The 8,241-nt window shown below is 64.8% G+C and carries 8 protein-coding genes; 5 read left to right on the top strand and 3 right to left on the bottom strand.

The window, feature by feature from the left end:
• The 5 genes from ACIPUB_RS12320 to ACIPUB_RS12300 all read left to right on the top strand — a co-directional run.
• The coding region (locus ACIPUB_RS12320; RefSeq protein ID WP_407607640.1) for an HNH endonuclease family protein at window positions 1–542 on the top strand (542 nt) is incomplete at its 5' end.
• A 387-nt stretch (window positions 543–929) separates the two neighbouring features.
• On the top strand, window positions 930–1,961 hold the full coding sequence (locus ACIPUB_RS12315) for an iron-containing redox enzyme family protein (protein ID WP_407607639.1): 1,032 nt from the start codon (window positions 930–932) through the stop codon (window positions 1,959–1,961).
• On the top strand, window positions 1,958–2,401 hold the full coding sequence (locus ACIPUB_RS12310; RefSeq protein WP_407607638.1) for a CDGSH iron-sulfur domain-containing protein: 444 nt from the start codon (window positions 1,958–1,960) through the stop codon (window positions 2,399–2,401). Before ACIPUB_RS12315 ends, ACIPUB_RS12310 begins: the two co-directional genes overlap by 4 nt.
• Before the next feature lie 203 nt (window positions 2,402–2,604).
• Window positions 2,605–3,687: a YbdK family carboxylate-amine ligase gene (locus ACIPUB_RS12305; protein WP_407607637.1), complete on the top strand. Its 1,083-nt coding sequence runs from the start codon at window positions 2,605–2,607 to the stop codon at window positions 3,685–3,687.
• An 89-nt stretch (window positions 3,688–3,776) separates the two neighbouring features.
• Complete coding sequence (locus ACIPUB_RS12300; RefSeq protein ID WP_407607636.1) at window positions 3,777–3,944, top strand: hypothetical protein; 168 nt, start codon at window positions 3,777–3,779, stop codon at window positions 3,942–3,944.
• 206 nt (window positions 3,945–4,150) lie between these two features.
• On the opposite strand, the gene ACIPUB_RS12295 is transcribed toward ACIPUB_RS12300, so the two are convergent.
• The 3 genes from ACIPUB_RS12295 to ACIPUB_RS12285 all read right to left on the bottom strand — a co-directional run bounded on the left by ACIPUB_RS12295 (window position 4,151) and on the right by ACIPUB_RS12285 (window position 8,187).
• Complete coding sequence (locus ACIPUB_RS12295) at window positions 4,151–5,704, bottom strand: GMC family oxidoreductase (RefSeq protein ID WP_407607635.1); 1,554 nt, start codon at window positions 5,702–5,704, stop codon at window positions 4,151–4,153.
• Between the two features lie 18 nt (window positions 5,705–5,722).
• Window positions 5,723–7,150, bottom strand: a complete 1,428-nt coding sequence (locus ACIPUB_RS12290; RefSeq protein WP_407607634.1) for an aldehyde dehydrogenase family protein — start codon at window positions 7,148–7,150, stop codon at window positions 5,723–5,725.
• A 95-nt stretch (window positions 7,151–7,245) separates the two neighbouring features.
• Window positions 7,246–8,187 carry a helix-turn-helix domain-containing protein gene (locus tag ACIPUB_RS12285; RefSeq protein ID WP_407607633.1) on the bottom strand — a complete coding sequence of 314 codons (942 nt, stop codon included), beginning with the start codon at window positions 8,185–8,187 and terminating at the stop codon, window positions 7,246–7,248.
• Window positions 8,188–8,241 lie beyond the last annotated feature (54 nt).

Genomic DNA, 8,241 nt, shown 5'->3' with positions numbered 1-8,241 from the left:
AGGGCAGGGCTCCAAAGACGGGCTACGAACGTAGCCTCTTCGGCAGCGGCTGGAAGGACCCTGACCGAAACGGCTGCGATGCCCGCAACGACATGTTGCGTCGGGACCTGACCGGCATCGAGGCGAAGCCCGGAACCAACGGCTGCGTCGTCACCAGCGGAGCGCTCTCCGATCCGTTCACCGGAAAACGCATCGATTTTGTGCGCGGCCAAGGGACCAGCACCAAGGTCCAGATCGATCACGTCGTCGCGCTGTCCGATGCCTGGCAAAAGGGTGCGCAAAAGATGACCGGGGAGCAGCGAGTTAAATTTGCCAACGATCCGCTGAACCTCCTGGCGGTGGACGGTCCGTCCAATGCCTCCAAGGGCGATTCCGATGCTTCCAGTTGGCTGCCATCGAACAAGTCGTTCCGCTGCTCCTACGTGGCACGCCAGACCGCGGTCAAGGCCAAACACGGACTTTGGATGACCAAGGCCGAACATGCCGGCATCAAGCGGATCATCACCAACCAGTGTCCTCAGCAGCAGGTTCCCGAGGGGTAGCGGACCGGAGGCATCACTCCGTTCGGGTGATTGCTGACTCACTGCCAGAGCCCTCGCCACGGCATGGATGGCAAGTGTCTTACCGTCGCACGGTGCAGGGGCGAACCATCGCACGGACGAACGCTTCAAGGGCGTTTGGCGAACGCTCGCTGAGGTGGGCAGGCGTCCCTTGGTGATCCGGCGGAACGGATTGCCGGCCCTTCGAATTCGGTCCGGCACCGAACCGGTTTGTCCGCTATCAGCTAAGGGGGGTGTCAAAATTCTTGTCGTTCCAGTGAAGGCGAATTACGGTAATCCCAACATCATTATCGGATTCCAGGAAGCTCCATGACGACACATGGGTGTTCTTGGAGCCGCCCCCGGGTACCCCTTCACGAACGGAGCATCATGCGAGACCTCCCCACTGGACGTGGCCCGCTCAGTTCCGCACTTATTGCGGCTCTGATGCGCAATGACATGCCAGATGACCTGGACCAACTCGGGGAAACGGCAGAAGAGGCCTTCCGCGTCGATACGGACATCCTCTTCAACGAGGATCTCCAGCTAACCCTGTTCGTCCTCTACGAGCTTCACTACTCGGGCTTCGACGCCGTCAACGATGTCTGGGAATGGCATCCGCCGCTTTTGGCATTGCGCAAACGGCTCGAGGAGCGGTTCGAGAACCGCTTGAACGACACCATAGGAGAACTTCCGCAACCCGCCCCCAATGCGCAATCGGTGGCCGATGCACTTTTCGACATGACCAAAGCAGCGACCGGACCATCGGTATCCTCCTATGTTGCGCGCAATGCGACCCTGGAACAGGCCCGTGAGTTCTTGGTCCACAAGTCCATTTACCAGCTGAAGGAAGCAGATCCGCACACCTGGGCGATCCCGCGACTAACCGGCCGGGCCAAATCGGCGCTGGTGGAGATCCAAGCCGACGAATACGGCGGTGGGGTTCCCGGCCAAACGCACGCCGAACTATTTGCCCGGACCATGGAGGGGCTGGGGCTCGAGAACGACTTCGGGAGCTACATCGATGCCATCCCTGCCATCACCCTGGCTTCAGTGAATGTCATTTCTCTTTTCGGCCTGCACCGCAGGCACCGGGGCGCTGCCTGCGGCCACTTGGCGATCTACGAGATGACCTCATCCATACCTAATGCGAAGTATGCCCGAGGATTCCGACGACTCGGATTTAGCTCGCCGGTCACTGATTATTTCGATGAACACGTGGAGGCCGACGCCGTTCATGAACAGATTGCCGGACGGGACCTTGCCGGCGGACTCGTTGAGGCAGACCCCCGGTTGATGAACGACGTGTTCTTCGGTGCTGCGACTGTCATCCTGCTCGACACGCTGGCCGGCCAATGGCAGATGAACGCCTGGCAATCCGACCGCAGCTCGTTGCGCGCCGAACTCCGGGCTGCCGCATGAGCAACTCCGGGCCCGCCAGCATCACCGTTTGCCCCCGTGGTCCGCTGATCGTCAGGGGAAGCTTCGACATCGTGGACGGCGACAACCAGCCGGTCGATCCGAGGCGCGGAACCGTGGCGCTTTGTCGGTGCGGCGGGTCGAAGATCAAGCCGTTTTGCGACGGCAGCCATAAATTGCTTCGTTTTGATGAGCCGCAGTTGCAGAACGCCAATGAGGACGACAATCCTCCCCTGAATTTTTCCCACACAAATACAAAGGAGAAAAACACCATGAATGAATCCCAGGAACCCACCACGGACGCTGCCGAGAAGAAAGAGCAGGCGAAGCGGGAGGACCACGTATCGGATCCTGCGCTGTCCACCGAGACGGGCCATGACTGGACGGACGAGGGCGGGGCCATCAAGAGTGGCCCGGCGACCAGTAACGACAATAGCGAGTAGGGCTTCGGCTCCGAGCCGTTGATTCGTGGTCCCTGGCGTCGAAAGACGTCAGGGACCACGTTGGAGTTGGCATCCTTCCCCGGAAGGGTAGATGTTGGCATTCACCTGCCGATGCGAATGGAGTGAAATTCCACGTCGCCACGGACAATCCCCTCGTCCACGCATTTTTGCCTCGTCTTGGCATCTCCTACGGAAGGATCCCCATGAGCACCTTCGGCATCGAGGAAGAGTTCTTCCTTCTCCACCCGGAATCCGGTTTGCCTGCCGTCCCGGACGCTGCCACGTCGGCCAGCATCATGGGCATCAAGGCAGGGGGAAATTCCACCCAGACCGAGCTCCTGGCCTGCCAGGTTGAGACCGCCACGCCGATCTGCAGTGACGGAACCACTGCACTGGCGTCGCTGCGCGAGTACCGCAAGGAACTCGCTCGCACCGTTCAGGGCCTGAATCTCCTGCCCGTGAGTGTGGGTGCGGCACCGTTGGTTCGCGCCGGTGCCGCCGTTATCGCCGATGATGAACGTTACCGCGCCCTGCACGAGTATCTTCCCGGAATCAGTGGGGACCAGTATGTCTCGGGGCTCCACGTCCATGTCTCGATACCCGACGCGGATGCCGGGGTGGTGGCCTTGAACGCCCTGCGGCCTTGGTTGCCGCTCGTGCTGGCGCTTGGCTCGAATTCCCCGTTTTGGCGCGGTGCGGATTCTGGGTTCGCTTCATGGCGCAGCATCCACTACCGCCGGTGGTCGATACAAGGCATCCAGCCGCATTTTGCAGATGCGCGGGAATACCGGACCCGGATGGACACGCTTCTGGCATCCGACGTCGTTTTGGACCAGGGCCACATTGGCTGGGCAGCGCGCCTATCCAACCGGTATCCCACCATCGAGGTCAGGATCGCGGACGCCCAGCTACGCGCCGAGGACTCGGTGTTGCTGGCGCTCATCGTGCGCGCACTGGTCGACACGAGCTTGCGTGCCCCGGCCACGACCGAACCGCTGTTGCCCGAAGTCCTGGACCTCGCCTTCTGGCAAGCAGCCAAGCACGGCTTGACGGGCAACCAGGTGGATCCCGTCACCGGGCGGGCAATCGGCACCAACCAGCTACTGGTTGCTTTGTTGCAGCTCATCGGCGAGGCTCTGGCCATGAACGGCGACACCGATTTCGTCCAGACGGGTCTGGAACGACTGGCTAGGGACGGAAACGGTGCCCAACGCCAGCGCGCCAGCCTCGGCCGCGGAGGTCTCGGACAGGTCATCAGTGATGCCGGCGAGGAGCTGACGGCCTGAGCCCTCGGCCGCCGCTCAACGACTGTTGCCAAGAACCGGAAGCAGTGCCACGGTTGAGGTATCCACACCCTTCTTGCGGGAGGCAGGCCATGGGCAACAACCATCACGAGGACGAACGCTACAAGAAGTTTTACGACCGCCCGCCGCACGGCGAGGTGCCCAAGGATCCACGGGTCAAGGAAGCCAAGGAAGGCGGATCGGAGCCGGTCGAGGACGGCTCGGCGACAGTCCAGGATCCTGGCCCCTCCCGGGATTAGGCGGATCCCTGCCACTCCACCACGATTGAGGTGATTCCCCGTGGTGTTGCTCAGGTGCCCCTTCGACATTGACGCCAAAGACGAAGCGCCCCGGCTCCCCGTTTGGGGGGTGCCGGGACGATTCGACTGGAGGTTTGAAGCTACCGGCCCTCGCTCACCTGGGTAAAGTCCCTACGGTGCGGTGGGCCGACGGTTCCAAGGGTCCGCTAGCCGGCGACAGCTTCCCGGGCCACGGGGGCGCGCTCGGCGATGAGCATCGCCGCGGCACGCTCGCCGATCATCACCGAGGGTGCATTGGTGTTGCCGGTGGGCACCAGGGGCATGATCGAGGCATCGGCAATGCGCAAACCGTCCAGACCGTGGACCTTCAGCGATGCGGGGTCCACTACGGCCAGTTCGTCCACGCCCATCTTGCAGGTGCCGACCTGGTGGTGATAGGTGACCACCGAGTCGCGCACATACTGCTCCAGGTCCTCGTCCTTGATCCCCGGGCCCGGGTGGATCTCCGTCGGTTCCCACCCTGCCAGCGCCTGGCTGCGCCCGATCTCCCTGCATTGGCGCACCGAGGCCACCAACGCGTCGACATCCGCCTGTTCGCGCAGGGCGCCGAGGTCGATCAGGAGCGGGTCGTCCTCGCCTGGGCCCGAGAGCGTGAGTTCGCCACGGCTTTGCGGGCGGACCAGGCCACCGAGCATTGAGAAGCCGTTTTCCGGTCCGGTCATGTCCCCGGGCGCGTAGTCCTGCGAGTACATGGGTACGGAGAAGAACAGCGGCTGGGTGTCCGCCACGGGAAGCTCGGGCCGGCTCTTGGCGAAGAAGTGGACCTCGGCCGGGGCAACGGCTCCCGTGGGCACCGGTGCGGCCCCGCTGGTCAGGATGACGGGGGAGAGCAGGTGGTCCTGCAGGTTCTTGCCCACACCGGGCAGGTCGTGCACCGGTTCGATGCCGAGGGCGCGCAGTTCGTCGGCCGGGCCGATGCCGGAGCGCAGCAGGATCTCCGGGGAATTCAGGGCTCCGGCGGCCAGCACGGTCTCGGTGGCGCGCAGGGTCTTGCGCTCGCCCTCGTGGTCGAACTCCACGCCCGCCACGCGCCCGTCCTCGACGACGAGCCGGCGCACGTGCGCACTGGTGAGCAGCACCAGGTTCGGGTTCTCCGCCACGGGCTTGAGGTACGCGTGCCAGGTGTTGAACCGCTTTCCGTCGCGCACCGTGAGCTGCATGCGCGAGACGCCCTCGACGTCCCCGGAGTTGTAGTCCTCATTAAGCGGGATGCCCGTTTCCACGGCACCAGCGAGCATGTCTTCCTGGATCGGGTTGCGCTCGAAGTCCTTGACGACGTCCAGCGGCCCGGAGTCCCCGCGGGTTTCCGAGGCGCCGCCGTCAAAGTTCTCGATGTGCTTGAAGACGGGCAGGACATCGACCCAGCCCCAGCCGGCGCAGCCTTCCTTTTCCCAGGTGTCGTAGTCCCACCTGTCCCCGCGCACCCAGATGGCCGCGTTCAGGGCGTGGGAGCCTCCCATGACCTTGCCGCGCGGAAGGTGCAGGCGCCGGTTGGAGGCACCAACCTGTTCGGTGGTGTAGTAGTCCCAGTCCTGCTCGCTGTGCCACAGGTGGCCCAGGGTATTGAGGTGGGCAATGTTCGGGTTGGCGTCGAAATCGCCGGCCTCGAGCATGGCGACGCGTTTTCCGGCATCGAGCAGGCGGCGGGCAATGACGTTCCCGGAAGAGCCGGCCCCGACGATGAGGTAGTCAAGTTCCATGGTGGTCTCTTCCGTCCCCTAGTAGCTGATGACCTGGGGCTGGCCCAGGTGCTTGAGGCCCGCGACGCCGAATTCCAGGCCGTAGCCGGAGGCCTTGGCTCCGCCGAAGGGTACCCGCGGGTCCACCGCTCCGTGCTTGTTGATCCACACCGTGCCGGCCTGGATGCGGGCCGCGACCTCGCGGGCAGCCTCCTTGTCGGAAGACCAGACCGAGGCGCCCAGGCCCACGTCCAGCCCATTGGCCATCGCCACAGCCTCGTCGACGGACGAGTACTTGATGATCGGCAGGGCCGGGCCGAACTGCTCTTCGGCGACCAAGGGGTTGTCGTTGTCGATGTCTGCGATCAGCGTGGTCGGATAGAAGTAGCCCGGTTGGCCGGATTCGGGATTGGCGCCGGCGAGCACCCTGGCGCCGGAGTCCACCGCCGCCTCGACCAGCGAGGTGACGATGTCGAACTGGGCCTTGTTCTGCAGCGGACCCAGCACATTGGCCTCGTCCAACCCCACGCCCATGGGCATCTGGGCGGCTACCTCGGTGAGCGCGGTGCAGACTTCTTCGTAGATGTCCTCGTGCACGTAGAGCCGCTTCAGCGCGGCGCAGGTCTGCCCGGTGTTGATGAAGGCGCCCCAGAACAGATCGGCGGCGATCGCCTTCGGATCGGCGTCGGGCAGCACGATGCCGGCGTCGTTTCCGCCCAGTTCCATCGTCAGTCGCTTCACAGTGTCGGCGGAGGAGCGGATGATGGCCTTGCCGGTGGCGGTGGAGCCGGTGAACATGAGCTTGTCGACGTCCCGGTGCGCGGAGAGCGCCTCGCCCACCTCGCGTCCGCCGGAGACCACGTGCAGCACGTCGGCCGGGAGCACCTCATTGAGGACCTCGACCAGGGCCAGGACCGAGAGCGGGGTGTACTCGGAGGGCTTGAGCACCACGGTGTTGCCCATGCGCAGCGCCGGGGCCAACTGCCAGACCGAAATCATCATGGGCCAGTTCCACGGGCCGATGGCTCCCACGACGCCCAGGGCGCGGTAATGCATCTCCGCCTTCCCGCCCTCGTCGTCCACCAGGATTTCGGGCTCGAGCTCGAACCCGGCGGTGGCGCGCAGCCAGGCGGCGCAGGCGCCGACCTCGAAGCGGGCGTTGGGCCCGTTCAGCGGCTTGCCCTGTTCGCGCGAGAGCAGCACCGCCAGCGCCTCGGCGTTGGCCTCCACGGCATCGGCGGCGCGGTTCAGTGCGGCACTGCGTTCGGCGTGGGTCAGTGCCGCCCAGGCCGGCTGCGCCGCGCGGGCGGCGGAAACCGCACGTTCTAGGTCGGCAACCGTGTGCTCGGGCGCCTTGCCCACGAGCCCGCCGGTGGCGGGGTCATGGATGTCCCGTCCGCCGGAGGACGGCTGGATCGCGGCCAACAGGTCGGCATCGGTGGCAAAGGTCGTGGTGGCGGTGGGCATGTTGCACTCCTTGGTACGCGGGGAATCACTTCTGTACCCAGTGTGGCCCGCGACACACGTCCCATGCTTGGCTTTGCCCGTACGCTTCTTGTTCCCTAGCGCACGGGCGCCGGGTTGGAGCGGTATTGGCTGGGGGATTGGCCGAAGGCGGCGCGGAAGATGCGGCTGAAGTGCGCGGCATCGACCAGCCCCCAGCGGGCGCCGATTTCCCCAATGGGAACGTGCGCGCAGAGCGGGTCGGCCAGGTCGCGTCTGCAGGATTCAAGCCGGCGCTCGCGGATCCATCCGGCAACCGTCAGCGAGGAGGCGGAGAAGATCTTGTGCAGCGTGCGCGTGGCAATGTGGTGGGCGGCGGCGATGGCCTCGGGCCCCAGCGTCGGGTCCGCCAGGTTCGCCTCGATATGGTGCTGGATGCGCCGCAGCACCTTGGCATGGGTGTCGGTGCTGGACTCGGGGCGCGAATAGATTTCGTCGGCCAACAGCGTGGAAAGCAGGTCGACGATATTCATCGCCAGCCGGTGCCCGATGGGGCTGTTGAGTTCCGGCAGCTGGGAGGCGATGGATGCCACGAACGGGGCAACTGCCTCGGCCAGTCGGTTGCCCTTGCCCATGGAAACCGCGGTGAGTTCTGCGACGTCGTCGGCGGCAAGCCCCAGCAGGTGCTGCGGGAACATGAGCACCAGGGTCTGAAAGGAGTCATCGAAGTTCAGCGTGTAGGGGCGCTGGGTGTCATAGATGGCCACATCCCCGGGGGAGAGCAGCGCTTCCCGCCCGTCCTGCAGCAGCAGTCCGTGGCCGGAGAGCTGCAGGCTCAACTTGTAGTGGCCGATTCCGCCGCGGGAAATCAGGGCCGGCGAACGAAACACCGTTTGCGCGCCGGCATCCAGGCGCATGATCCCGACGTCGTGTAGCTGGCGCCCGCCGATGCGGCCGGTGAACTGACCCGGGCGTACCTGTTCGGCCTCGAGCGGCACGAAGGTCGAGGAGATGAGCCGGCGCCAGGCGGCAAAGGAATCCGCTTCCTCGATCTGGTACATGGACACACCCCTCCCCGACAATTTCCCTGGGTGTAGCCTACGCCACGTCCGCGG

The sequence above is a fragment of the Paeniglutamicibacter sp. ORCA_105 genome (assembly GCF_045798545.1).
GTDB classification, from domain to species: Bacteria; Actinomycetota; Actinomycetes; order Actinomycetales; family Micrococcaceae; genus Paeniglutamicibacter; species Paeniglutamicibacter sulfureus.
Note: the sequence above shows the minus strand (reverse complement) of the source record. Positions and strands in the feature narration are given on the sequence as shown.

Coding starts and splice junctions, on each gene's coding strand:
- ACIPUB_RS12290 (WP_407607634.1), bottom strand. CDS start 7,150: ATGCCCACCGCCACCACGACCTTTGCCACCGATGCCGACCTGTTGGCC.
- ACIPUB_RS12305 (WP_407607637.1), top strand. CDS start 2,605: ATGAGCACCTTCGGCATCGAGGAAGAGTTCTTCCTTCTCCACCCGGAA.
- ACIPUB_RS12310 (WP_407607638.1), top strand. CDS start 1,958: ATGAGCAACTCCGGGCCCGCCAGCATCACCGTTTGCCCCCGTGGTCCG.
- ACIPUB_RS12295 (WP_407607635.1), bottom strand. CDS start 5,704: ATGGAACTTGACTACCTCATCGTCGGGGCCGGCTCTTCCGGGAACGTC.
- ACIPUB_RS12315 (WP_407607639.1), top strand. CDS start 930: ATGCGAGACCTCCCCACTGGACGTGGCCCGCTCAGTTCCGCACTTATT.
- ACIPUB_RS12285 (WP_407607633.1), bottom strand. CDS start 8,187: ATGTACCAGATCGAGGAAGCGGATTCCTTTGCCGCCTGGCGCCGGCTC.
- ACIPUB_RS12300 (WP_407607636.1), top strand. CDS start 3,777: ATGGGCAACAACCATCACGAGGACGAACGCTACAAGAAGTTTTACGAC.